Annotated in this window: 24 protein-coding genes; 16 read left to right on the top strand and 8 right to left on the bottom strand. The window is 75.0% G+C overall.

Annotated elements, in window-relative coordinates:
- The first annotated feature begins 1 nt into the window (after position 1).
- The 3 genes from Nocox_RS19945 to Nocox_RS19935 all read left to right on the top strand — a co-directional run bounded on the left by Nocox_RS19945 (position 2) and on the right by Nocox_RS19935 (position 1731).
- A complete protein-coding gene (locus tag Nocox_RS19945) occupies positions 2-178 on the top strand; it encodes an MbtH family protein (protein ID WP_020542796.1) in 177 nt (58 codons plus the stop codon).
- Positions 175-1440, top strand: a complete 1266-nt coding sequence (locus Nocox_RS19940; protein ID WP_020542797.1) for a Zn-dependent hydrolase — start codon at positions 175-177, stop codon at positions 1438-1440. Before Nocox_RS19945 ends, Nocox_RS19940 begins: the two co-directional genes overlap by 4 nt.
- Before the next feature lie 87 nt (positions 1441-1527).
- Positions 1528-1731, top strand: a complete 204-nt coding sequence (locus tag Nocox_RS19935) for a hypothetical protein (protein WP_020542798.1) — start codon at positions 1528-1530, stop codon at positions 1729-1731.
- A gap of 12 nt (positions 1732-1743) precedes the next feature.
- On the opposite strand, the gene Nocox_RS19930 is transcribed toward Nocox_RS19935, so the two are convergent.
- The 4 genes from Nocox_RS19930 to Nocox_RS19915 all read right to left on the bottom strand — a co-directional run bounded on the left by Nocox_RS19930 (position 1744) and on the right by Nocox_RS19915 (position 7046).
- Complete coding sequence (locus tag Nocox_RS19930; protein ID WP_169577027.1) at positions 1744-4866, bottom strand: AfsR/SARP family transcriptional regulator; 3123 nt, start codon at positions 4864-4866, stop codon at positions 1744-1746.
- Between the two features lie 204 nt (positions 4867-5070).
- Positions 5071-5268, bottom strand: a complete 198-nt coding sequence (locus Nocox_RS19925; RefSeq protein ID WP_020542800.1) for a hypothetical protein — start codon at positions 5266-5268, stop codon at positions 5071-5073.
- A gap of 109 nt (positions 5269-5377) precedes the next feature.
- Complete coding sequence (locus tag Nocox_RS19920; protein ID WP_157382998.1) at positions 5378-5917, bottom strand: hypothetical protein; 540 nt, start codon at positions 5915-5917, stop codon at positions 5378-5380.
- A gap of 139 nt (positions 5918-6056) precedes the next feature.
- Positions 6057-7046 carry a BtrH N-terminal domain-containing protein gene (locus Nocox_RS19915; protein WP_020542802.1) on the bottom strand — a complete coding sequence of 330 codons (990 nt, stop codon included), beginning with the start codon at positions 7044-7046 and terminating at the stop codon, positions 6057-6059.
- Between the two features lie 75 nt (positions 7047-7121).
- On the opposite strand from Nocox_RS19915, the gene Nocox_RS19910 reads away from it, so the two are divergent.
- A complete protein-coding gene (locus Nocox_RS19910) occupies positions 7122-8051 on the top strand; it encodes an NADP-dependent oxidoreductase (RefSeq protein WP_020542803.1) in 930 nt (309 codons plus the stop codon).
- Positions 8052-8164: 113 nt separating this feature from the next.
- Here the strand turns inward: Nocox_RS19910 and secD are convergent, their stop codons facing one another.
- The gene (gene secD, locus Nocox_RS19905; protein ID WP_020542804.1) at positions 8165-10432 is read right to left on the bottom strand and encodes a protein translocase subunit SecD; all 2268 of its coding nucleotides are present in this window, start codon (positions 10430-10432) and stop codon (positions 8165-8167) included.
- Positions 10433-10473: 41 nt separating this feature from the next.
- Positions 10474-10854: a hypothetical protein gene (locus Nocox_RS19900; protein ID WP_020542805.1), complete on the bottom strand. Its 381-nt coding sequence runs from the start codon at positions 10852-10854 to the stop codon at positions 10474-10476.
- Between the two features lie 124 nt (positions 10855-10978).
- Between Nocox_RS19900 and Nocox_RS19895 the strand changes: the two genes are divergently transcribed.
- The 5 genes from Nocox_RS19895 to Nocox_RS19875 all read left to right on the top strand — a co-directional run bounded on the left by Nocox_RS19895 (position 10979) and on the right by Nocox_RS19875 (position 15724).
- Positions 10979-11362: a hypothetical protein gene (locus Nocox_RS19895; protein ID WP_157382999.1), complete on the top strand. Its 384-nt coding sequence runs from the start codon at positions 10979-10981 to the stop codon at positions 11360-11362.
- A gap of 236 nt (positions 11363-11598) precedes the next feature.
- Positions 11599-12381 carry a rod shape-determining protein gene (locus Nocox_RS19890; protein WP_219495635.1) on the top strand — a complete coding sequence of 261 codons (783 nt, stop codon included), beginning with the start codon at positions 11599-11601 and terminating at the stop codon, positions 12379-12381.
- Between the two features lie 41 nt (positions 12382-12422).
- On the top strand, positions 12423-12767 hold the full coding sequence (locus Nocox_RS19885) for a TraR/DksA family transcriptional regulator (protein WP_020542808.1): 345 nt from the start codon (positions 12423-12425) through the stop codon (positions 12765-12767).
- Positions 12768-12808: 41 nt separating this feature from the next.
- Entirely contained in the window at positions 12809-14353 is a 1545-nt protein-coding gene (locus Nocox_RS19880) for a PucR family transcriptional regulator (RefSeq protein WP_026214261.1), read from the top strand.
- Positions 14354-14479: 126 nt separating this feature from the next.
- On the top strand, positions 14480-15724 hold the full coding sequence (locus Nocox_RS19875) for an NAD(P)/FAD-dependent oxidoreductase (RefSeq protein WP_020542810.1): 1245 nt from the start codon (positions 14480-14482) through the stop codon (positions 15722-15724).
- 37 nt (positions 15725-15761) lie between these two features.
- Here the strand turns inward: Nocox_RS19875 and Nocox_RS19870 are convergent, their stop codons facing one another.
- Complete coding sequence (locus Nocox_RS19870) at positions 15762-16424, bottom strand: response regulator (protein WP_020542811.1); 663 nt, start codon at positions 16422-16424, stop codon at positions 15762-15764.
- Between the two features lie 10 nt (positions 16425-16434).
- A complete protein-coding gene (locus Nocox_RS19865; protein ID WP_020542812.1) occupies positions 16435-17469 on the bottom strand; it encodes a HAMP domain-containing sensor histidine kinase in 1035 nt (344 codons plus the stop codon).
- Between the two features lie 219 nt (positions 17470-17688).
- Between Nocox_RS19865 and Nocox_RS19860 the strand changes: the two genes are divergently transcribed.
- Genes Nocox_RS19860 through mnhG form a run of 7 tightly spaced genes read left to right on the top strand, consistent with a single transcriptional unit; the run spans position 17689 to position 24154 of the window.
- Positions 17689-17964, top strand: a complete 276-nt coding sequence (locus Nocox_RS19860; RefSeq protein WP_020542813.1) for a cation:proton antiporter regulatory subunit — start codon at positions 17689-17691, stop codon at positions 17962-17964.
- Between the two features lie 58 nt (positions 17965-18022).
- Positions 18023-20959 (top strand): Na+/H+ antiporter subunit A, encoded by a 2937-nt coding sequence (locus Nocox_RS19855; RefSeq protein WP_020542814.1) that lies wholly within the window; start codon positions 18023-18025, stop codon positions 20957-20959.
- On the top strand, positions 20956-21408 hold the full coding sequence (locus tag Nocox_RS19850; protein ID WP_020542815.1) for a Na(+)/H(+) antiporter subunit C: 453 nt from the start codon (positions 20956-20958) through the stop codon (positions 21406-21408). The genes Nocox_RS19855 and Nocox_RS19850 overlap by 4 nt, the downstream gene beginning before the upstream one ends.
- Positions 21408-22937 (top strand): Na+/H+ antiporter subunit D, encoded by a 1530-nt coding sequence (locus tag Nocox_RS19845; RefSeq protein WP_020542816.1) that lies wholly within the window; start codon positions 21408-21410, stop codon positions 22935-22937. The genes Nocox_RS19850 and Nocox_RS19845 overlap by 1 nt, the downstream gene beginning before the upstream one ends.
- Positions 22934-23530: a Na+/H+ antiporter subunit E gene (locus tag Nocox_RS19840; protein ID WP_020542817.1), complete on the top strand. Its 597-nt coding sequence runs from the start codon at positions 22934-22936 to the stop codon at positions 23528-23530. The genes Nocox_RS19845 and Nocox_RS19840 overlap by 4 nt, the downstream gene beginning before the upstream one ends.
- Complete coding sequence (locus Nocox_RS19835) at positions 23527-23796, top strand: MrpF/PhaF family protein (RefSeq protein ID WP_020542818.1); 270 nt, start codon at positions 23527-23529, stop codon at positions 23794-23796. Before Nocox_RS19840 ends, Nocox_RS19835 begins: the two co-directional genes overlap by 4 nt.
- Positions 23786-24154, top strand: coding sequence for a monovalent cation/H(+) antiporter subunit G (mnhG, locus tag Nocox_RS19830; protein WP_020542819.1), 369 nt, complete (start codon positions 23786-23788; stop codon positions 24152-24154). The genes Nocox_RS19835 and mnhG overlap by 11 nt, the downstream gene beginning before the upstream one ends.
- Positions 24155-24172 lie beyond the last annotated feature (18 nt).

Here is a 24172-nt window from a genome sequence, read left to right as displayed (position 1 = left end):
CATGCCGACCCACCTGGTGGTGGTCAACCACGAGGAGCAGTACGCGATCTGGCCGGCCGGCCGGGCCGTGCCCGACGGCTGGTCGGCGACGGGCTTCGCGGGCGACCGCGAGAGCTGCCTGGCCCACGTCGAGCAGGTGTGGACGGACATGCGGCCGAAGTCGCTGCGCGTCCCATGACCGCCGCGGAACAGGTCAGGCCCGGCGTGGACGCCGGACGGCTGCTGACGCACCTCACCCGGCTGGCCGCGATCGGCGCGACGCCGGAGGGCGGCGTGACCCGGCTGGCGTTCAGCCCCGAGGACGTGGCGGGCCGCGCCTACGTGGCCGGCCTCATGCGGGAGGCGGGCCTCGCGGTCCGCGTGGACGCGGCCGGCAACCTCATCGGCGCCCGGCCCGGCACGGCGCCGGGGACGGGGACGCTCGTGCTCGGCTCCCACCTCGACACGGTCGTGAACGGCGGCGCCCTCGACGGCGCCTACGGCGTGCTGGCCGCCGTCGAGGTCGCGCGCACGCTGGCCGGCCACGACCTGGCGCACGACCTGGCGGTGGTGGCCTTCTGCGACGAGGAGGGCGGCCACGGCACCATGGGCATGCTCGGCGCCCACGGCTTCGCCGGCGCGCTGCCGCCCGGCATCGCCAAGACGCAGGACGAGCGGGGCGTCCCGATCCGCGACCTGCTGGCGGCGGTCGGCGGCGACGCCGCCCGGCTCGCCGGGGCCGCCTGGCCGCCCGGCGAGATCGCCGCCTACCTGGAGCTGCACATCGAGCAGGGCGACGTGCTGGAACGCCGCGGCGTGCCCATCGGCGTCGTGGACAGCATCGCCGGCCGGGTCAACGTGGCCGTCACCGTCGAGGGCGCGGCCGGGCACGCCGGCACCACCCCCATGGACCACCGCGCCGACGCGCTGGCCGCCGCGGCCCGCGTCGTGCTCGCCGTCCGGGCGATCGCCGCCGAGGAGCGCGTCGTGCTGCGCGCCACCACGGGCACCTGCGCGGTCGAGCCCGGCATGTGGAACGTCATCCCCGGACGGGTCCGGCTCGGCGTCGAGTTCCGCGACGTGACGGCAGGCCGGCTGGACGGGGCGCTGGCCAGGCTGTCGGCCGTGGCGGCGGAGATCGCGGCGGCCTGCGGCGTGTCGATCGCCGTCGAGCCGGGCGCCAGGACCACGCCGGTGGACTGCGACCCCCGGCTGCGCGACCTCGTCGCCGAGGCGGCCGGCGCGCGCGGCCTGGACTGGCACCGGCTGCCGAGCGGGGCCGGGCACGACGCGCAGATCGTGGCGCGGGTCGCGCCCATCGGCATGATCTTCGTGCCGAGCCGGGGCGGGATCAGCCACGCGCCGGGCGAGCACACCGCTCCCCATCACCTCGTCTGGGGCGCCGACGTGCTGCTCGGCGCCGTGCTGCGGTTCGACGGGGGCGGGATTGCCCGCCGGTAATCACGGCGATAGTGACGCGTAGCCCGGCGCCCGTACTTTCGAGTAGAGCACCACGACGACGACGTCCGACGAAGGATGAGGTTCACCATGACGATCCGGTTCTCCCTGACCGGAAGGATCGCCGCCACGTTCCTCCTGTGCGCCGCGCCGCTGGCCGCGCCGCCCGTGAGGATCGGCGCGCCCCTGGTCAGCGTGACGGCCGACGGCGGCACCGGCGGGAACGTGCCAGGGCTGCCGGGCGGGACCGGACCGGGGGGCGGCCAGAGCCCCGACGACAGCACGTGGACCTGACGACCGCGGTCATCAGGCCAGCTTGACCAGAAGCTCCCTGACCTGCCGGCACTCGACGGCATCGGGATCGTCCCGGTAGGTCAGGGAGCTTTCCAGTGCCTGGACCGCGGCGGCGGTGTCGCCCATGTCGGCGAGCACCCGCCCGAGGGCGGCGAGCGCCCGGAAGCACCACAGCCTCAGGTCGAGGCTCGCGTAGATCTCGCGGGCGCGCGACAGGTCCCGCACCGCCTCCTCGTAGCGGCCCTCCAGGGCGTGCAGCTCGCCGAAGGCCAGGTACGCGCGGGCCTCCACGAACCGCTCCCGTACCTGCCCGGCCACGCGCAGCGCCTCCTGCAGGTCGCGCGCGGCGGCGCTCAGCCGCCGCTGCCGCAGGCGGATCTCCCCCAGCCCGCACAGGATGTACGCCTCCCCGATGCCGTCCAGGCGCTCCCTGACCAGGGCGAGCGCGGCCTCGCCCGCCGCCTCGGCCTCCTCCATCAGGCCCAGCCGCTGCAGCGTCTCCCCCAGCCGGTTGAGCGTCTGCGCGCGGCCCCGCTCGCTGCCCAGCTCGGTGAAGGCGGCGAGGGCCCGCTCCAGCAGCGCCCGCGCCGGCTGCAGGCGGTCCTGGTCCAGGTGGATCTGGGCGATGCCGCCGAGCACGTGCGCCTCCGCGTAGCGGTCGCCGGACGCGGCGAAGATCTCCCTGGCCTCCTCGTAGCGGGCCAGCGCCTCCTCGAAACGGCCGTTCAGCCGGTCGAGCAGGGCGAGGTTGCGCAGCGCGAGCGCCCGCCCGTACGGGTCGCCGATCCGTTCGAACAGCGCCAGCGCCTCCCGCAGCCGCTCACCGGCCGCCCGCGGCGCCTGCTGGAACAGGTGCATGCTGCCGAGCGAGCAGAGCACCGCGCCCTCGCCGCGGGCGTCGCCGGCCCGGCGGGCGGCCGCCAGCGCGACCTGGTGGGTGTCCTCCCAGTCGTCGAAGTAGCTGCGCGACTCGAACAGCGTCGTCGCGGTGACGGCCAGGTCCCAGCAGAGCTCGGTCAGGCCGAGGGCGGCGGCCTGGGAGATCGCGCAGACCAGCGCGCCGCGCTCGGAGTCGAGCCAGTCCAGGGGGCGTTCGAGCAGCAGGTCCACGTCGCCGGGCAGCCAGCGCGGGCCCGGGGCGTGCATCTGGGTGAACGCGCCGCCGTACTCGCGGCGGTGGGCCTCCTCGCTGAGCGACAGCCAGCCGGTCAGCGCGCGGGCGACGGCCCGCATGCGGTCGTCCTCGCTCTCCTCGGTGACGGCGCGTTCCCTCGCGTACAGGCGTACGAGGTCGTGGAAGCGGTAGCGGACCTGGTCGGCGCAGTCGCGGCCGACGACCTGCAGCAGTTGCGCGTCGACGAGCTGCTCGACCAGGTTCTCGGCCTCGAGGTCGGTGACGCCGAGCAGCGCCGCCCCCACCCAGGGCGCGAAGTCCGACACCTCCAGCAGGCCGAGCCTGCGGAACATGCGGGCGGCGTCCGGGCCGAGGTCCCGGTAGCTGAGCGCGAACGTGGCCCTGACCGTGAGCTGGCCGTAGCTGAGCTCGTCGAGCCTGCGGCGCTCGTCGGCCAGGCGTTTGACCAGCCGGGCGGGCGTCCAGTAGGAGCGGGCGGTGAGCCGGGCGCCGACGATGCGCAGCGCGAGCGGCAGGCCGTCGCACAGGCGGCCGAGCCGTTCGGTGGCGCCGGGGTCCTCGTTCATGATCGCGGGGTCGGCGACGCCGGCCAGCAGGGCGGCGGAGTCGGAGGCGCTCAGGACGTCCAGGGAGATGGGGGCGGCGCCCTCACGGGCGGTCAGGTCGCCCAGCGGGTCGCGGCTGGTGACGATCACGCAGCAGTTGCCCGAGCCCGGCAGCAGCGGCCGGACCTGCTCGATCACGCGGGCGTTGTCCAGCACGATGAGCAGCTGCCGTTTGGCGATGGCGGTGCGCAACTGGGCGGCCCGCTCGTCGAGGTCGTGGGCGACGCGCTCCCCCGCGACGCCGAGGGCGCGCAGGAACCGGTCCATGACGACGCCGGCGGCCAGCGGCTCGGCGTTGAGGTCGTAGCCGCGCAGGTCCGCGAAGAGCTGGCCGTCGGGGAACAGGTGGGCGACCCGGTGGCCCCACCGTACGGCCAGGCTGGACTTGCCGACGCCGCCGACGCCGGTGATCAGCGCGATCGTCAGGTGTCTCCTGCTGGAGCGCTCCTCCAGGAGCGCGTCCAGCGCGGCCAGCTCGTCGTCGCGGCCGATGAAGTGGGGGATGTCGGCCGGGAGCTGCGCCGGCACCGCCGCAGGCGGCACGGCGGGCGGCGGAGCGGGGGGCGCCGGCGGCGCGGTGGCCGTCGAAGGGGCGGGCGCGTCGTGCGCCTGCGGCGGGTGCTCCGGCGGCTGCGGCGGCGACTGGACGGGCGCGGCGAGCCTGGGCGCGGCGGGCGACAGGAGGCGGGGCGCGGGCGGGCGCTCGGCGGCGGCCGGCGGGGGCTCGTCGCGCAGGATCGCCTCGTGCAGGCCCTGCAGCTCCGCGCCCGGGTCGATGCCCAGCTCCTCGACCAGGAGCTCGCGGCCGGCGCGGTAGGTGTCCAGGGCCTCGGCCCGCCGCCCGCTGCGGTACTGGGCCAGCATGAGCTGGGCGCGCAGGCGTTCGCGCAGGGGGTTGGCGTCGACCAGGCCGGCCAGGTCGTGCACCAGGTCGCGGTGGCGGCCGAGGCCGAGTTCGAGCTGGGTGCGCTCCTCGGTGAGCGTCAGCCGCCAGTTCTCCAGGCGGCCGGCCTCCGTCTCCAGGAGCGGGCCGCCGACGCCCGCGAGCACGGGGCCCTGCCACTGGTCGCACGCCTCCCCGAACAGCCGCGCCGCCCTCTCCAGGTCCCCGGCCAGCTCGGCCGCGCGCCCTTCGGCGGCCAGCCGTTCCGCGCGCAGCACGTCCACCTCGTCGGGCTTGGCGTGCAGCACGTACCCGGGAGGGGCGGTGGCCAGCAGGTCCGGCGGGGCGCCCGCGTCGGACAGCGCCCGCCGCAGGCCGGAGATGCAGATGACGATCTGGTTGCGGGCGGTGGGCGGCTGGTCCTGGCCCCAGATGGCCTCGGCCAGCCGTTCGATGGACACGGTCGTGCCCGCGTTGAGTATGAGCATGGCGAGGATGACACGCTGCCGCATGCCGTTGACGGAAAGTCGCCGATCCCCCACGTGAACGGCCAGGCTCCCCAGGATGCGGAACGACAGGTCGCTCGCCATGCATCAACCCCCTGGCCCGGCTGACGGCAATCGCGGGAAGATCGCCGTGAGGTCCACGGCGACCCGCAATTGTCCATTGGAGCATGATTTGCCGGGATTGCCACGAGGCCAGTACGACAGCGAGCGTCAGACAGCGGCGGTACGCCCCGCGCAGCGCATGGTCGCGCCCTTCTTCACGAACGTGGAGTCGACGGCGAAATAGAGCCTCCTCCCCGCCGGCACCTTGACGCCGGGGATGATGTCGTAGGAGACGGCGGTGGAGGCGCGCTTCTCACGGAACGTCTTCCCGAAGACCTCCCGGTCCTTGCCCCGTCGTTCCACCATCGCGCTGAGGCGCGCGGCCTTCAGGCGGACGGGCGTCGCGATGTGTTGAGCATCTGTCGAAGCGGACCGGCGGCCGGGCGGCCACCGGCGCTCACCTGCCGCGACGCGGCTAACGGCCGATCACGGTCGCGTCGGGAAGCGACTGCTTGACCGCCTCCGGCGCGCCCACCACGACCGTCAGCCGCTCCTTCGTCTGCTTGGCCGCCGCGCTTCCGAAGAGACGCACCTCCCCGAGGTCCCCGTCCTCGACGGTGACGAACATCCGGGTGGGCGTGCACCACAGCGTCACCGTGCCCTCCGAGGCCGTCCCCGTCATGGGTTCCTCGGCTCCCGCGAAACCCTCCTCGGTGGTCATGACGTTCCCCTCGGACCTCGTCAGGTCCTGGCTCATGTTGAAGGCGGCGCCGGCGGTCCCCTGGTCGGCGAGCCCGCACACGCCCTTGCTGTGGATCCACGGGACCAGGTCGTGCTTCCCGGCCTGGATCCGCGCCAGCACCTTCTCCGCCCCGTCCGGCACCCCCGACCTGGAGGCCGCGGCCGGCAGCGCCGCCAGCGGCCAGCGGCCCGGGTCCTTGACCAGCCAGTCCGGGTCGTCCGCCGTACATCCTGTCAGCAGCAAGAGCGCGATCAACGCGACTTTTGACCTCATAGGCGGATCATCATAGGGGCGCGGTGGACGACGGGATGATCCACCTCTCCCGAGGATGGGCCTCGTGACCGCGCCCCTCCCTCCCAGCCCCGTCTCCGGGGCCCTGCGGCGGCATCGCCGGGGCTGGGCGGCGGCCGGGTCAGCGGCCGGCCTGCGACAGTGCTGTCATGGCGGCGTGCTCGATGCGGGCGAGGTCGCGCAGGAGGGCGGCGGCCCGCTCCAGGGGGCCGGCGTCGCCGCTCTCCCCCGCCTTGGTGATCAGGCCGGCCACGTCCGTCCACAGGCCGGCCGCCGCGGCGTACAGCTCGTGGCCGGTGCGGAGGCGGTCGTCGTCGACCAGCGGGACGCACTCGCCCAGGAAGTCGCGGTAGAGAGCGCGGAACAGTGCCCCGCCGGTGCCGGCCTCCTCCATGAGCAGGGCGGCCCGTGGCAGGTCCTGGCGCGGGTCGGCGGCGCGCCGCGGCCAGCCCGGCAGCCGCTCCGCGGCCTTGGCGATGCCGCGGTGGCCGAGGTTCGCGATGGGGGCGGCGAGGAAGGCGTCCGCGCACTGCCTGACGGCGGGGAGGATCTGGTCCTGCCAGCGCGGCGGACGCGGCGGCAGGGCGAGGGTGAAGGAGCGGTTCCTGGCGGTCATCGGGCCGCGTTCGGCCCGCGCCCTCGCCAGGCTCTCCCTGCTGGTACGCACCGCGCCCCCCTGCGGGCCGGTGTCCACCAGATGGACGTCGTGCTCGTCGTAGCCGTACATGGCGACGACGTGACCGCCGAAGTGCACCTTCGTCCGGAAGTAGTCCAGATGGTAGGAGTCGAGCTGGAGCCCGACCGGCCGGCCCGCGTCGACGGCGCCCGCCGCGTTCTCCCATGCCTTGCGCGCCGAGGTCGTCTCCTTGACCTCCAGAACCAGCCCCAGCCTGGCGGCCAGGTTCCTGGTGAGTTCGAACGGTCTCACCCGGCCCGCCAGGAAAGGGAACGGCATGCCCTTGCCGTCCCAGTAGAGGAAGGACAGCCCGGAGCCCAGCCCGAACAGCATCGGCTCGCTCAGGTCGAGTCCTTCGTGCCGCAGCAGCACCCCGAGCGTCGTCGTCTCGCAGTGGTGCGTGCCACGGGTTTCGATGTCCCGCAGGATGGTCATGTCTCTCCTCAGCTCAGCGGTAGCTTGAGGGCTCCCACGGGGGGAGAGTCCAGCCGCGCCGCCCGAGGGAGGACCATGCGAGCCGTCACCGTCCGGGACCACTCGGCCGGCCTGGCGGGGCTCCGTCTCACGGAGGAGCCCTATCCGCACGCCGCCGAGAACGACGTCGTCGTCCGCGTGCACGCCGCCGGCTTCACCCGCGGCGAGCTCGACTGGCCGGCGACGTGGTCGGACCGGGCGGGCCGCGACCGCACGCCGAGCGTCCCGGGGCACGACGTGTCCGGCGTCGTCGCCGAGCTCGGCTACGGCACGACGGGGCTGTCGGCCGGCCAGCGCGTGTTCGGGCTGACCGACTGGGCGCGCAACGGCTCCCTGGCCGAGTACGTCGCCGTGGAGGCCCGCAACCTCGCGCCGCTGCCGGCGGACATCGACCACACCGTGGGCGCCGCGCTGCCGATCTCAGGGCTGACCGCCTGGCAGGGGCTGTTCGAGCACGCGCGCCTGGCCGCGGGCCAGACCGTCGTCGTCCACGGCGCCGGGGGCGCGGTCGGCTCCGTCGCGGTGCAGCTCGCGCGCGAGGCGGGCGCACGGGTGGTCGGCACCGGCAGGGCCGGCGACGCGGACCTCGTCCGCCGGCTCGGCGCCCACGCCTTCGTGAACCTGGACGACGGCTCCCTGGACGAGGCCGGACCGGCGGACGTGGTGTTCGACGTCATCGGCGGTGACGTGCTGGACCGTTCGGCCGCGCTGGTGCGTCCCGGCGGCACGCTCGTCACGATCGCCCGCCCGCCCACGGTCCGGCCGGAGGACGGCCAGGCGATCTTCTTCGTCGTCGAGCCCGACCGCGCGCGGCTCGCGGACCTGGCCCAGCGGGTCCGGGACGGGCGGCTCAGCCTGGCCGTCGGAGCCGTACGCCCTCTGGAGGAGGCGCCCGACGCCTTCGCGCCCGCGCGGCGCGGCGGCGGCGGCGGCCGGACGATCATCCGGGTCGCCGAGGGCGGATAGCCCGGCCTTCAGGAGGGGCAGGCCCGCGTAGCCGCAGGCCGGCCGCCGGAAAGGCGGAAGCCGCGCCGCCACGGGGACGGCGCGGCCTCCGGCCACCGGCCGCTACGGGACCGCTACAGCACCGCGCCCGTGCCCTCGCGCCGGCGGGTGCGCGGCGCGGGCGGCTGGGGCGGGGGCTGCTTGCTGAAGCGTTCGAACTCGATCGCGAGCGGCCCGGCCACCAGGGACGAGGACGCCGTCCCGACCACGATGCCCACGATGAGCGCGATGGCGAAGTCCCGCAGAGTGTCGCCGCCGAAGAAGGCCAGCGCGGCGAGGATGAACAACGCGCCGAGCCCGGTGTTGACGGTACGCGGCACGGTCTGCAGGATCGCCGAGTTGACGATGCCGGCGAAGCGGGACTGCCGCTTGCCCTGCCACAGTTCCCGGACCCGGTCGAAGACCACCACCTTGTCGTTGATCGAGTATCCGATGATGGTCAGCATGGCCGCCAGGAACACCCCGTCGATGGGCTTGCCGAGCCAGGCGAACAGGCCGAGCACGGCGAGGGTGTCCACGACGAGGGCCAGCACCGCGGCGGCGCCGAACGTCCAGCGGAACCTGAAGGCCAGGTAGAGCAGCTGGGCCGCCAGCGCCACGGCGAGCGCGATGAAGGCGTTGCGGCGCAGCTCCTCGCCCAGGCTGGGGCCGATGAGCTCGTCCCGTTGCTTGGTCACCTCGCCGAAGCGGGACTCCAGCGCCTGCTCGATGGCGACGACGTCGTCGGCGCTGACCTGGCCGGCCCGGATCGACACGGCGTCGTCGGAGACGGTCACGCTCGCTCCCGGGTGCCCGGCCCCGGCCACCGCCTGCCGGGCCGCGTCGGCGTCCACCGCCTGGGTGGTGGTGAACTCGACCATCCGGCCGCCGGTGAACTCGATGCCGAAGTTCAGCCCGTGCGCGATCAGCCCGGCCACGGCCGCGGCGAGCAGGAGCGCGGCTCCCGCGAGCCAGCGCCGCCCGGCTCCCATCAGGGACGGGTTGCGGCGCGTGATCCACGTCCTGACCCGGCCCTGCGTGGTCAGGCCGGACAGCCGGGCCAGCCTCGGGCCGGACCGGGCGACGAGCAGGTGGGTGAGGACGCGGGTGATGAGCATGGCCGAGGCGAGCGAGGCCAGGACGCCGATCGCCAGCGTGACGCCGAAGCCGCGCACCGGCCCGGAGGCCAGCCAGAACAGCAGCCCGGCGGCCAGCAGCGTGGTGACGTTGGAGTCGGCGATGGCGCTCCACGCGCCCTTGAAGCCCCGGTCGAGCGCGTGCCGCAGGCCACGGCGTGGCGAGCGGGCGTACTCCTCGCGGGCCCGTTCGAAGACGAGCACGTTGGCGTCGACCGCCATGCCGATCGCCAGGACGAACCCGGCCAGTCCCGGCAGCGTGAGCGTCGCCCCCATGGCGACCAGGGCGGCGTAGGACAGCAGCCCGTACGCGGCCAGCGCGATCGTCGCCATCAGCCCCGACAGCCGGTACATGACGACGATGAACAGCGCGGTGAGCAGCACGCCGGCGATGCCCGCCTTGGCGCTGGCCTCGATGGCCTGGGCGCCGAGGGTGGGGCCGACGGTCCGCTGCTCGATCATGGTGAGCGGGACGGGCAGGGCGCCGCCCTTGATCAGCACAGCGAGGTCGGTGGCCTCCTGGAAGGTGAAGGAGCCGGTGATCTGGGTGGTTCCGCCCGGGATGCCGGCCCGGCAGGCGATCCCCGTGTCGACCTGCGGCGAGGAGATGACCTCGTTGTCCAGGACGATGGCGACGCGCCTCCGGGGGTCGCCCGGGGCGTGGCAGGCGGCGTCGCCGGTGAGCTTCTGCCAGGCGTCGGCGTCGCGGAAGTCGACGGTGACGAACCAGCCCGGCCCCTGCTGCGGGTCGTTGCGGGCCTCGGCGTCGGTGACGCCGTCGCCGGTGATCACGGCGGGGCCGAGCCGCAGGCGCTGCCCCGACTCGTCGGCCAGGACCGGCCCGGCCTCGCCGGTGTGCGGGGCGGGCTCGCCGGCCTCCCCCGCCACGGAGTGGAAGGCGAGCTGGGCGGTCTTGCCGATGACGGCGGCGGCCTGGCGCGGGTCGAGCACGCCGGGCAGTTCGACGATGATGCGCCGCTCGCCGGAGCGCAGCAGGGTCGGGTCGACCACGCCGAGCGCGTCGGCACGCCGGCGCAGCACGTCGAGGGCGCGGTCGGTGGACTCGCCGTCGGCCTTGGCCGTGGGCGAGTCCTGGGTCTCGAAGACGAGCTGGGTGCCGCCACGCAGGTCGAGGCCGAGGCGTGGCGTGTTCATCACGGTGAGTAGTGAGGCGGTGACGACGAGAACGAGCGCCGCCACCGCGCGCCAGACCGGCGCGCGTGACATGAAGCCTCCACGGGCTGTCGAAGAAAAGAGAGAAAAGGACGTCAGCGCGTCGTGGAGGGCGGCGCCCGTGCCGGAGCCCGGCGACCGGCCGGTCGCGGCTCGGGGACGGGCGCCTCGGCGGCGGCGGCGACGGGCCGCGACCGCGGGCGGGGCTGTTCGCCGGACGGCAGCACGGCCGGCCACAGCGGCGACACGGCCACGCCGCCGCGCGCCGGATGCGGCCGCAGCAGGTCGGGCACGCCGCGGGCCAGGTGCGACCGGAGCAGCGCCATGTCCTGGCCCTCGTGGGCGGCGGGGCTGCCCCACCACCACCCGGCGGACGCCGCGGCGGCCACCGCGGACGCGGGCGGGTGGATGCCCGGCCCGGGGCCGAGAAGGAAGGCCGACAACAGGAGCAGGACGGCGGACAGTCTGCTGCGCACGTCTCCTCCTGTCGCGGACACGGGTGGGTCAAGGACCGGCATGGGGGTATTGGGAGCCACGGTACCCGCAAGCCGCCGCCGCGGGAAATGTCATTTTCCTGTGGCGTGGGCTATGGTCGGGCCTGTGAGGGGACCACGGCGAGCACCGCGACGGTCCATCGCGCTGACCAGCGTGATGGGCCTGGTCGTGCTGTCCTTGGTGGCCCTGTCGCTGCTGCCCGCGGGCGTCCTCGGCTGGGCGGGCGGTTCGTCCGCCGCGCACGCGGCCGCCGCTCCCGTCTGGAGCGTGGGCGGTCTCGACGCCGACCCCGAGGGGCTGCCCCCGCAGGGCAACACCGTGTGCGAGCACCACGTGCTGTCGCTGTGGCCGCCGCTGCGCGGCGCGAGCCAGGACACGCTCGCCCATCTGGCGCTGTCGCCGGCTCCGGGCGCGGACGCCGACGCGGTCCGCGATCCGCAGCAGCTCGCGCACCGCACCGCGGGCTCGCGCAGCCCGCCGGCCGCCTAGCCGACGTCTTCCCCGACGGGCTCCACGGCCACGTACGCCGCGGAGCCTGACCGCGCGTCCACACCCGCTCGTCCGTGCCACGCCCGTTCCGCGAAGGCGGCGGGTGCCGGCCGGGCGTGTCGCCGCGCGCCCGTGAGGCGTCCTCGCGACCGTCCGTCCCCCAGGTGGCCGGCCCCTGTGCCGGACCGCCGTCCTTCCCCGACTTCGTCCAGGAGCGGATCATCGTCATGCCTGTTGTGAGTTCAGCGCCCGCCGGGATGAGCGCGGTGCGGCGTTTCCTGGCGCTCGACCTCGGCACCGCGCGCACCCGCTCGCTGGCCGCGGGCGGGCACGCCATCGCCGACCGGGCGTCGGCGGTCGTGGCGCTGCCGTCCGGCTCGGGCTCGGCGGACGTGGTACGGCCGCTCCGCCACGGCATGGTGGCCGACCCCGGCGCCTGCCTGCGGCTGGTCCGCCTGGTGGTGCAGGACACCCGGCTCTACGACGGCCGCCCGCCGGCGCGGGTGCTGGCCGGGGTGCCGCTGGCGGCGTCGCCGAGCGACCGCAGGGCGGTGCGCGTCGCGGTGTCCGAGGCCGCCGGCTGCGAGGTGACGCTGGTGGAGGAGCCGCTGGCGGCCGCCGTCGGCGCCGGCCTGGACGTGCTCGACCCCCGGCCCTGCCTGGTGCTGGACGTCGGCGCGGGCATCGTCGAGGCCGTGGCCATCAGCGAGGGGGGCGTCGTGGACGCCACCGCGCTGCAGCTCAGCGCCACCACCGGGGCGGGGCTGGCGGCGTACGCGATGGAGGGCGTCGTCGACATGACGGCGGCCCTGGTGCGCCGGCTGCCCGCCGTACGCGCCCGCGGCCTGCTGGTGACCGGCGGCGGCGCCCGCGAGGAGCTGCTGCTGCGCCGCCTGCGCGGCGCGTTGCGGCTGCAGGTCGAGGTGGCGGCGCAGCCGCAGTACGCGACCGTCCGCGGCCTGATGCGGCTGTGCCTGCAACCGGCCCTGGCGACGGGCCTCGCCCCCGCCGCCCACTGATCCCAACGACGACGAACACGTCATCGCAGAAAGGACCCACCATGATCGAGAACGTGCTCCCGGGGACCCACCTCAGCAGCGTGCAGATCCAGTCGCTCCGCGAGGACCTGCACGAGCAGCTCGAACAGCGCAGGCGGCAGCTCGAGGCGCTGCGCGAGCAGGAACGCGACGGCAGCGGCGCCGACGGCACCTGGCAGGAGCTGCTGGCCTCCATCACCGCCGCCGAGCGGGCCGTCGCCGAGCTGTCGCAGGCGTTCGACCGGCTGACGGACGGCAGCTACGGCCGCTGCGCCCACTGCGAGCAGGGCATCCCGTTCGAACGGCTCAAGGTGCGCCCGCTGGCCCGCACCTGCATCGACTGCCAGCGCAGGCACGAGGCGGCCTGACGTACGGGGGCCCCGGCCCCTTCCACCCATCGGAGGTGATCATGATCACGCTGGACCGCCTGGTCAACGTGCTCGGCGGGTACGGGGTCCGGCTGTGCGGCCGTCCCGAGGCCCGTTCGGCCGTGCTGCGCAGCGTCGCCATGCCGGACGCCACGGACCGGGGCGTCACCGGCGACGTGCTGCTGGCCGTCGGCGCGTCCTCGCCCGCGGAGGCGGTGCGGTGGGCGGCGGCGGCGCAGGCCACGGCGGTCCTCGTACGTCCCGCCGAGGGCGGCGCCGAGCAGGACGCCGCCGCGCTCGGCGACCGGCACGGCGTGGCGGTGCTGCTGGCCGACCCCGCCGTGTCGTGGAGCCAGCTCGCCGGCGTGGTGTACGGGCTGGTGCTGGAGAGCCGGGAGACCGCCTCGGGGCGGGGCCCGACGGACCTGTTCGCCCTCGCCGACAGCCTCGCCGACGTGATCGGCGGGGCGGTGACCATCGAGGACCGGCACTCGCGGGTGCTCGCCTACTCCCGCAGCCAGCAGGCGGGCGACCCGGCGCGGCTGGCGACCATCCTCGGCCGGCGCGTCCCCGATGGGCTGCGCGAGCGGTTGCAGCGGCGCGGGGTGTTCGCCCGGCTGGCGGCCACGGACGAGCCGGTGTTCGTCCCGGCCGACGCCGAGCAGGGCCTGACCGGGCGGATGGCGGTGGCGGCGCGGGCCGGGCGCGAGCTGCTCGGCTCGGTGTGGGTCAGCTGCGCCGCCCCGCTGACCGGCGAGCGCCTGCGCGCCCTCGCCGACGGCGCGCGGGTGGTCGCGCTGCACCTGCTGCGCTCCCGCGCCAGCGCGGACCTGGAGCGGCAGGTGGAGTCCGACCTGGTCGGCCGGCTGCTGGAGGGCGGCGCCGACGCGGCGACGTCGGCCAGCCGGCTGGGCCTGGCGCCGCGCGCCATGCGGGTGGTCGCGGTCCGCGCGTTCACCCCCGACGACCGCCACGCGGCGCTGCTGCTCGCCTTCGAGCAGGCCACGGCCGGTTTCGGCTGGTCCAGGCCAGGGCGCAGCGCGCTGCTCGGCGACACGCTCTACACCCTCCTGCCGGGAGAGGAGGCCGAGACGGCCCGGCAGTGGGTCAAGGACCTGCAGGCCGAGCTGCCCGCCCCGGTCCGCGTCGCGGCCGGGATCGGCGCGCCCGCCGAGGTCACGGACCTGCCCGCGGGCCGCCAGGAGGCCGACGAGTGCCTGGCGCTGCACGAGGGCGCCGGGCCCTGGGCGCCGCCGCCCGCCTACGACGAGTCCTGGGACGAGATCCTGCTGCTGCGGCTGCGCGCCGCCGCGCGCGGCGGCCGGACCCCGGCGCGCGGGCCGGTCGGCACGCTGCGCCGGCACGACGCGCGGCACGGCACGCGGTTCGTCGCCACGCTGCGGGCCTGGCTGGAGAGCCAGGGCGACCTCGCGTGGACCGCCGAGCGCCTCGACGTGCATCCCAACACGGTCCGCAACCGGCTGCGCAAGATGAACGAGCTCACCCCGCTGGACCTGGAGGACCCCCGTCAGCGCCTGGCGATGACCATCATGCTGGCGGCGTCGGGCGACGACGACCGGCCTTGAGCCGGCGCCCGTTGTGGGAACGCCACAACGGGCGCGCCCACATTGTCGTCCGGCCACAACGCCGCAGGTCGCGGCACGGGCCATCCTGGGACGGACAGCGAGAGTCGTTCGACGTCGGAGGGTGGCATGGTCGGCAACTGGCCGCGTTCGGTGATCGTGGTGGGCGCGGGCATCGTGGGCCTGTCCACCGCGTGGTTCCTGCAGGAGCGCGGTGTCCAGGTGGACGTGGTCGACCGCGGCGGCCTCGCGGCCGGCGCGTCCTGGGGCAACGCCGGCTGGATCGCGCCTGGCCTGGCCATCCCGCTGAACGAGCCCGCCGTGGTCCGCTACGGCCTGCGCTCGCTGCTGGACCCGGCCGCGCCGCTGCACGTGCCCGCGACCCTCGACCCGGGGCTGTGGACGTTCCTGACCCGCTTCGCGGCCAACAGCCGCTGGCGGTCGTGGACCCGCGCGGCCCGCGCCAACCTGCCGCTCAACGACGAGTGCGTGGAGGCGTACGAGGTGCTGGCGAACAGCGGCGTGTCCGCGCCCGTCGTGTCCGCGCCGATCACCGCCGCGTTCCGGACCCGGGCCGAGGCCGAGGGTCTGCTGCGCGAGCTGCGCAGGCTGGAGGCCATCGGGCAGCACGTCGAGCACGCCGTGCTGGACGGCGCCCGGCTGGCCGACCAGGTCCCGCTCGCCGGCGAGGCGCTGACCACGGGCGTGCGGATCGACGGGCAGCGCTACGTCGACCCGGGCGCGTTCGTGCACGCCCTCGGCCGGGCCGTCATGCGGCGCGGCGCGACCGTGTACGCCGTCGAGGTCGACGACGTGCGCACCGACGGCAGGAAGGCGATCGTGAGCTCGGCCAAGGGCACCGTGCTGTCCGCCGACGCGGTGGTGCTGGCCACCGGCGCGTGGCTGCCCCGCCTGGCCCGGCAGTGGGGCGTGCGCGTCCCGCTGCGCGCGGGCCGCGGCTACTCCTTCACCGTGCCGGTCGAGCGTCCCGTCCACGGGCCGGTCTACCTGCCCGGCGTGCGCGTGGCGTGCACGCCGTACCAGGGCGGGCTGCGGGTGGCGGGCACCATGGAGTTCCGCGACCCGGACGCGCCGCAGGTGCCGGCCCGGCTGGAGGCCCTCGTCGCCTCCGTCCGGCCGCTGCTTCATGGCCTGCGCTGGGACGAGCGCAGCGACACGTGGGTGGGGCCGCGCCCCGTCACCGCCGACGGCCGGCCGCTGGTCGGCGCCACGACGGCCCCCACCGTCTACGTCGCGGGCGGCCACGGCATGTGGGGCATGGCGCACGGCCCGATCACCGGCCGGCTGCTGGCCGAGCAGATCACCACGGGCAAGCAGCCGGCCGCCCTGGCCGAGCTCGACCCGCTGCGCTGACCCGGGCCGGCGCCGGCCCCCTCCGGCCCACCCCGGCTCATGGCTCGACCAGGCCCGCCCTGATGGCGTGCCTGGTCAGCTCCAGCCGGTCGCGCAGGCCGAGTTTGGCCAGGATGTTCGCCCGGTGCCGTTCGACGGTCTTGACGCTGATGACCAGGATGCCGGCGATGTCCTTGGAGGAGTGGCCCTCGGCGATGAGCTTCACGATCTCCTCCTCGCGCGGGGTGAGCACGGTCTCGGGCACCGGCTCGCCCTGCTGGTGCCGCTGGAGGTAGTCGCGGATGAGCGCGGTGATCGCCCCCGGGTAGACGAACGGCTCGCCGCGCATGGCCGCCCGGCATGCCTCCAGCAGGTCGCGGTCGGCCACGGACTTGAGCACGTAGCCGCTGGCGCCGGCCTTGAGCGACTCGAAGAAGTACTGCTCGTTGTCGTACATGGACAGCATCAGCAGCCGGACGCCGGGGGCGCGGCGGGAGATCTCGCGGGCGGCCTGGATGCCCGTCATGCGCGGCATCGCGATGTCGAGGATGGCCAGGTCGATCGGGACCTGGCCGCGGGTGGCCAGCTCGACGGCCTCGGCGCCGTCGCCCGCCTCCGCGACGACGGTCAGGTCGGGCTCGGCGTCCAGGATGAGCCGGAGCCCGTGGCGTACGAGGGCGTGGTCGTCGGCGAGCAGGATCCGGGTCGGCTGCGCTTGCATGGACTCACTCTCACGGATCGGCGGCGGAGGCGGCGGGGTCGGCGGTCTCCAGGACGGGCACGGTCAGGCGTACGCGGGTGCCCCGCCCGGGCGCGCTCTCGACGGCGAGGTCGGCGCCGATGAGCATGGCGCGCTCGCGCATGCCGCGGATGCCGGCGCCCTCGCGGATCGGGCCGCCGACGCCGTCGTCGGTGATGAGCAGCACGACCGCGCCGTCCTCGGCGCGCAGCGACAGCTCCACGCGGGTGGCGCGGGCGTGCCTGGCGATGTTGGTCAGGCATTCCTGGGCGATGCGGTAGATGACGAGCTCGGTGTCGCCGCTGACCTGGGGCAGCCGCGAGTCAAGCAGCCGGGTCACGGTCGCGCCGCTCAGCGCCGAGAAGTCGGTGGCGAGGGAGTTCATGGCGCTGATGAGCCCCAGGTCCTCCAGCACGCCGGGCCGCAGCCGGCGGGCCACCCGCCTGACCTCGTCCAGGCTGGCGCGGACCGTCTCCTGCGCCGCGCTCAGCTCCTCGCGCAGCTCGCCGGGCGCGCGGTCCACGACCCGCTTCAGGGTCAGCAGGACCGCCGTGAGGCTCTGCCCGATCTCGTCGTGCAGCTCCCGCGCGATGCGCCGGCGCTCGCCCTCCTGGGCGGCGAGGGCGTGGGCGGCGCTGGAGCTGCGCTCGGCCTCCAGCCGGTCGAGCATGGCGTTGAAGGTGTCGATCACCCTGCCGAGGTCGCCGTTGCCGCTGGAGGCGATGCGGTCCTTGGAACGCACCAGGTCGACCCGCTCCATGAGGACGGTCAGCGCGCCGAGCGGGGCCAGGCTGGCGCGCAGCACGAGCGCGTTGACGGCGAGCATCACCGCGAGGCCGACGGCGAGGATCGGCAGCTCGTTCAGCAGGACCGGCGAGGACACCGTGGCCGGCGACAGCGCCAGCGCGGTCAGCCCGGTGGTGAAGACCAGCCCGTTGAGCAGGAACAGGCGCCGGAACAGCGCCGAGGCCGGCGAACGCGGCGCGCGCGGCGGCGCTTCCTGGTTTGTGCTGGTCGGCGAGCTCATACCTCCAGCCTCACCGACGCCGCCGTCTTCTGTCCAACCGGGGGCCGGCCCCGTGGCCGGCTACATGGCGCGCACCCCCGGAAATGGGTGGCGGCCCCGATGGTGCCGCCGCCGGCCGGCGACCACACTGGAAGCAGGGCGACCTCGCAAGCCGCCCGACCTCCCCCCGAGCCGCCGAGGCAGGCCGTACGACCATGCGACGAGAGGAGCTGCTCAACCGTGCACATCACGCACGCTACCGTCCCGGGCGTCGGAACCGTCCACCACCTCGACACCCGGGAGGGTGACCGTCTCGCCGTCATCGTCTCCAGGGCCGGGCAGCACTCCCTGGTCCTGTACGACCGGACCGATCCCGACACCCCGGCGCACACCGTGGAGCTCGACCAGCAGGAGGCCGACCAGCTCGCCGACCTGCTGCACAGCCGGCCGCTCGCCGACCGGCTGAGCGAGATCGAGCGGCGCATCGCCTCCCTCGTCCCCGAGGCCCGCCGATAAGCCGGTAAGCCCGCGCCACGTCATCTGAGGATCGGAGACCCGCCCTGACGGAGCCACCATGAGCGCACCGCATCTGCTGCTGGGCGCGCCGGGAGCGCTCCTGCTCGTCGCGGCGCACGCGCTCGCCGCCGTGGCCGCGCCGCTCGCGGTCCGCCTGCTCGGCCGGCGGGCCCTCTTCCTGCTGGCGGCGGCCCCCGCCGCGGCGCTGGCCTGGGCGCTGGCCGGCACCGGCCCGATCCTCGCCGGCCGTGCCGTCGCCGGATCCTATCCGTGGGTGCCGGGGCTCGGCCTCGAACTCGCCGTCCACGTGGGCGCGCTCGGCTGGCTGATGATCGTGCTCGTCGGCGGGGTCGGCGCGCTGGTCCTCGCCTACAGCGCCCGCTACTTCGACGCCGGGGACGACAGGCTCGGGCGCTTCGCCGGGCTGTTCGTCGCGTTCGCCGGCGCCATGCTCGGCCTGGTCGTCAGCGACAACCTGCTCGTGCTGTACGTGTTCTGGGAGCTGACCACCGTCCTTTCGTACCTGCTGATCGGCCATGACGCGGCCCGGCGGGCGAGCCGGGCGGCCGCCACGCAGGCCCTGCTGGTGACGACGCTGGGCGGGCTGGCGATGCTGGCCGGTTTCGTCATGCTCGGGCAGCACGCCGGGACGTACCGGTGGTCGCAGCTCGCCGGGGCCCTGCCGGACGGCGCCTATCTGACGGTCGCGCTGCTGCTGGTCCTGCTCGGCGCGCTCAGCAAGTCGGCGGTCTTCCCGTTCAGCTTCTGGCTGCCCGCCGCGATGGCGGCGCCCACCCCGGTGAGCGCCTACCTGCACGCGGCGGCGATGGTGAAGGCCGGGGTGTTCCTGACCGCGCTGATGACGCCGGCGCTCGGCGAGGCGACGGCGTGGCGGGCGGTGCTGCTGGTCGCCGGCACGCTCACCATGCTCCTCGGCGGATGGTCGGCGCTGCGCCGGCACGACGCGAAGCTGCTGCTCGCCCACGGCACGGTCAGCCAGCTCGGGCTGCTCATGGCGGTGTTCGGGGCGGGGAGCCGGGACGCGGTGCTCGCGGGGACCGCGATGCTGCTGGCGCACGCGCTGTTCAAGGCCGCGCTCTTCCTCGTCGTCGGCGTCATCGACCGCTCGACCGGGACCAGGGACCTGCGTGAGCTGAGCGGGCTCGGGCGGCGGGCGCCCCTGACGGCGGCGGTGGCCGTCCTCGCGGGGGCGTCGATGGCGGGGCTGCCGCCGACGGCCGGGTTCGTCGCCAAGGAGGCGGTCTTCGAGGCGCTGCTGCACGGGTCCGGCGCGGAGCGGGTGGTGCTCGGCGGCCTGGTGCTCGGCTCGGCGCTCACCGTCGCGTACACGCTGCGGCTGCTGTGGGGCGCGTTCGCCACCAAGCCGGCGGTGAGGCCGGCCCGGCCGGGCCGGATCGGGTGGGCGTTCGCGGGGCCGGCGGCGGTCCTCGCCGTGGCCGGGCTCGCGGTGGGCGCGTTCGCGCCGGCGGTGGACCGGATGCTGTCCGTGTACGCCGACACCGTGAACGCGGGCACCGTGCATGCGGGCACCGTGCATGCGGGCACCGTGCATGCGGGCACCGTGCATGCGGGCACCGTGCATGCGGGGAGCGGCGCGGCCCCGTACCGGCTCGCGGTGTGGCACGGGCTCACCCCCGCGCTGGGGCTGAGCGCGCTCGCGGTCGCCGTGGGCGCCGTCCTGTTCCTGCTCGCCCCCCGCCTGCCCGGCGCGGTGCGCTCCACCGGCGCGCGCGCCTACGACCGCGTGCTGACCTGGGTGGGCCGGCTCGCGGTGGAGCTGACCGGAGCCACGCAGCGCGGCTCGCTGCCGTTCTCCCTCGGCGTCATCCTGCTCGTGCTGGTCGCGCTGCCCGGCGGCGTGATGCTGGCCGGGCGGCCGTGGTCGGCGGAGGGACGCGCCTGGGACACCCCCGCGCAGGCGGTCGTCGCCGCCGGGGTGATCGTGGCGGCGGTCATCGCCGTCCGCGCGTCGCGCCGGCTCACCGCCATGATCCTCGTCGGGGTGACCGGTTACGGCACCGCCGTGCTGTTCGTCCTGCACGGCGCGCCCGACCTGGCGCTGACGCAGTTCCTGGTGGAGACCGTCACGATCGCGATGTTCGTGCTCGTGCTGCGCCGTCTGCCGCCGAGGTTCTCCCGGCGGCCCAGCCGGCGCGGGCGCGCGGCGATCGGCGTCGCCGTGGGCGTGGTCGCCGCCGGCATGGCGTACGCCGCCACGAGCGCGCGGCAGGCGGAGCCGATCTCGTCCGGGTTCGCCGACCTGGCCGTCTCCTACGGCGGGGGCGACAACGTCGTGAACGTCATCCTCGTCGACATCAGGGCCTGGGACACGATGGGCGAGATCGCGGTGCTCGTGGCGGCCGCGACCGGCGTGGCCAGTCTGATCTTCCGGGGCAGCGCGGCGCTGCGCCGGCGTACGGGCAGCCCGGTGCCGACCCCCAGGGCGCCGGTGGCGGGGCGGTGGCTGGCCGCCGCGCCGGCCCCGACCGGCGGCGGCACCTCGATCATCCTCCAGGTGGTCACCCGGCTGCTGTTCCACGTCATCGTGCTGCTCTCGGTCTACCTGCTCTTCTCCGGGCACAACGCGCCGGGCGGCGGGTTCGCCGCCGGGCTGGTCTGCGGGCTCGCCCTGACCGTGCGTTACCTGGCGGGCGGCCGGGCGGAGCTGAACGCCGCCGCGCCCGTCGACGCGGGCGCCGTCCTCGGCGCGGGCCTGTTCGTCTCCGTCGGCACGGGGGCGGCGGCGATGCTGCTCGGCGGGGACGTGCTGCAGAGCGCGACGGTGGACCTGACCCTGCCGGTGCTCGGCGAGGTCCACCTCGTCACGTCGGTCTTCTTCGACGTCGGTGTGTACCTCATCGTCGTCGCCCTGGTGCTGGACATCCTGCGCAGCCTCGGCGCCCCGATCGGGGCGGACGACATCTCGGCGGACGACTCCTCGCCGAAGGTCACGATGAAGGAGGAACCGGTGTGACCCCGAACCTCACCTACGTGGTCACCGTCGGCGTGCTGTTCGCCGCCGGGGTGACCCTGCTGCTGGAGCGCAGCCTCACCCGGATCCTGCTGGGGGTGATCCTCCTCGGCAACGGCGTGAACCTGCTGATCCTCATGGGCGGCCGGGCGGGCTCGGCGCCCATCGCCGGTCTCGCCGGTCAGGAGCGGATGAGCGACCCGCTGCCGCAGGCGATGATCCTCACCGCCATCGTCATCACGCTCGGCATGACCGCGTTCCTTCTCGCGATGGCCTCGCGCACCTGGCTGCTGACGGGCCACGACGAGGTGCAGGACGACGTCGAGGACCGCCGGATCGTGCGGCTCGCGGAGCAGGACGCGGACCTGCCCGGCGACTTCAACGGCGCCGGCGACGTCAACGGCGTCAACGGCGGCGACCCGCGCCGCGGCCACGTGACGGAGCCGCCCTGATGAACGCCCTCGTCCCCCTGCCGGTCGTGATGCCGCTGCTCGGCGCGGCGCTGACGCTGATGCTGGCCCGGCGCCCGAACGCGCAGCGGGCCGTCAGCCTCACCGTGCTCGGCGCGGGCCTGCTGGTCGCCGCCGCCCTGCTGGTCCTCACCTCGCTCCACGGACCGCTCGTCGTGGAGGTGGGCGGCTGGACGGCGCCGCTCGGCATCGTCCTGGTCGCCGACCGGTTCTCCGCGCTCATGCTGGTCGTCTCCGCCGCCGTCACCCTCGCCGTGCTGGTGTACTCCATCGGCCAGGGCCTGGCCGACGGCGACGAGGAGACGCCGCTCTCCGTCTACCATCCGACGTACCTGGTGCTCACCGCCGGGGTGACCACCGCGTTCCTGTCCGGGGACCTGTTCAACCTCTACGTCGGCTTCGAGATCCTGCTGGTGTCCAGCTACGTGCTGCTCACCCTCGGCGGCACCGAGAACCGCATCCGGGCCGGCACGACGTACGTCGTGGTCAGCCTGCTCTCCTCGATCATCTTCCTGACCGCCATCGGGCTCGTCTACGCGGCCACCGGCACGCTCAACCTCGCGCAGCTCGCCGGCCGGCTCGACGTCCTGCCGGACGACCTGCGCCTGATGCTGCAGGGCATGCTGCTGCTCGCGTTCGGCGTCAAGGCGGCGATCTTCCCGCTGTCGGCGTGGCTGCCGGACAGTTACCCCACCGCGCCGGCCCCGGTGACCGCGGTCTTCGCCGGCCTGCTCACCAAGGTCGGCGTGTACGCCATCATCCGCACCGAGACGCTGCTGTTCCCCGGCGGGCGCATCGGCGGCCTGCTGCTGGCGGCGGCGCTGCTGACCATGCTGGTCGGCATCCTCGGCGCGATCGCGCAGTCCGACATCAAGCGCCTGCTGTCGTTCACGCTGGTGAGCCACATCGGCTACATGCTGTTCGGGGTCGGGCTCACGACCGTGCTCGGCCTGGCCGCGGCGATCTTCTACGTGGTGCACCACATCGTGATCCAGACGACGCTGTTCCTCGCCGTGGGCCTCGTCGAACGCCACGGCGGCAGCACCGTGCTGGACCGGCTCGGGGGGCTCGCCCGCGTGTCGCCGCTGCTCGGGGTGCTGTTCCTGGTCCCCGCGCTCAACCTGGCCGGCATCCCGCCGTTCTCCGGGTTCCTCGGCAAGACCGGGCTGCTGCAGGCCGGGGCCGCTCTGGGGCACCCGATGGCCTGGGCCCTGGTCGCGGGCGGGCTGCTGACCAGCCTGCTCACCCTCTACGCCGTCGCCCGGGTGTGGAACCTGGCCTTCTGGCGCTCCCCGCGCACCGGCGGGAACGCCGGGGACGGCGACGGCGGGCGGAGCTCCGTCGTGACGCTTCCCGCGCTGATGGTCACCTCCACGGCCGCGCTGGTGGTGCTCGGCGTCGGGCTGACCGCGGTCGCCGGGCCGCTGTTCGACCTGAGCGGCGCGATCGCCGGCGACCTGCTCGGACGGGAACCGTACGTGCGGGCCGTCTACCCGGGTGGTGCGCCATGAGCCCCGCCCCGCTGAGCCGGCGGGACCGGCTCCGCAACCGGGCCGTCGCCGTCGCCGTGCTGGTCACCGTGTGGTGCCTGCTGTGGGGGTCGTTCACCTGGGCGAACCTCATCGGCGGCCTGGCCGTCGCGGCCGTCGTCCTCGCCGTGTTCCCGCTGCCGCCGCTGACCTTCGCCGGGCGGGTGTCCCCGCTGGGGGTGCTGCGTTTCGTCCTCCGTTTCCTCCTCGACCTGGTCGTCTCCAGCGTGCAGGTGGCGGCGCTGGCGTTCAGGTTCGGGCACCGGCCGGCCAGCGCCGTCATCGCCGTGCCGCTGAAGGTGCGCTCCGACCTCAACCTCACGCTCACGTCCGTGGCCCTGTGCCTGGTGCCCGGCAGCATCGTCGTCGACGTGGACCGGGCCACCGGCACGCTGTACGTGCACGTCCTCGGCGTCCGCACCCTCACGGAGGTCGAACGCTTCCGCCGGAGCATCTGGCGGCTGGAGGAACGCATCGTCGCCGCGGTCGGGTCGGCGGCCGAGAGGCGGCTCGTCGCCGCGCCCGACCCCGTCACCCCCCAGCCGTCCACTGACAGGAAAGGCACTCGCGTATGACCATCGTCGTCGTCACGGCCACCGTCCTGCTCGCCTGCGCCGGGGTGCTCGCCCTGGCGCGGATCGTCCGCGGGCCGTCCGTGCTCGACCGGATCGTGGCCACCGACGTGCTGCTGGCGGTCATCGTCGCGGCCGTCGCCACCGCCGTCGCGGCCGGGCGCGACGCGACGACGCTGCCCGTGCTCCTCGTGCTGTCCATCCTGGGATTCACCGGTTCGGTGAGCGTGGCCCGGTTCGCCGTCAGGAGCCGCCGCGATGAGTCCTGACGGCGTTCTCGGCACTGTCCTGGACACGGCGGCCGTGGTGTGTCTCGTCGGCGGGGCGCTGCTCTGCCTGGCCGCCGGGGTCGCCCTGGTGCGGTTCCCCGACCTGCTGTCGCGCATGCACGCGGCCACCAAGCCGCAGGTGCTCGGCCTGCTGCTGGTGCTGCTCGGGTGCGGGCTGCGGCTGCGTACGGGCGTGGACGTGACGACGCTGGTGCTGATCGGCGCGTTCCAGCTCGCGACCGCTCCCGTGGCCGCCCACATGGTGGGCCGGGCCGCGCTCAGGGAGCGGAGGCCGGACCCGGACCTGCTCGTGACGGACGAGCTGCCCGCCGGAGGGAATCCCCCCTCCCCTTCGTGACCTGCGTCTTCGCCGGAC

The organism is Nonomuraea coxensis DSM 45129 (genome assembly GCF_019397265.1).
Taxonomy (GTDB): Bacteria; Actinomycetota; Actinomycetes; order Streptosporangiales; family Streptosporangiaceae; genus Nonomuraea; species Nonomuraea coxensis.
This window is presented reverse-complemented; position numbering and strand designations above follow the sequence as displayed.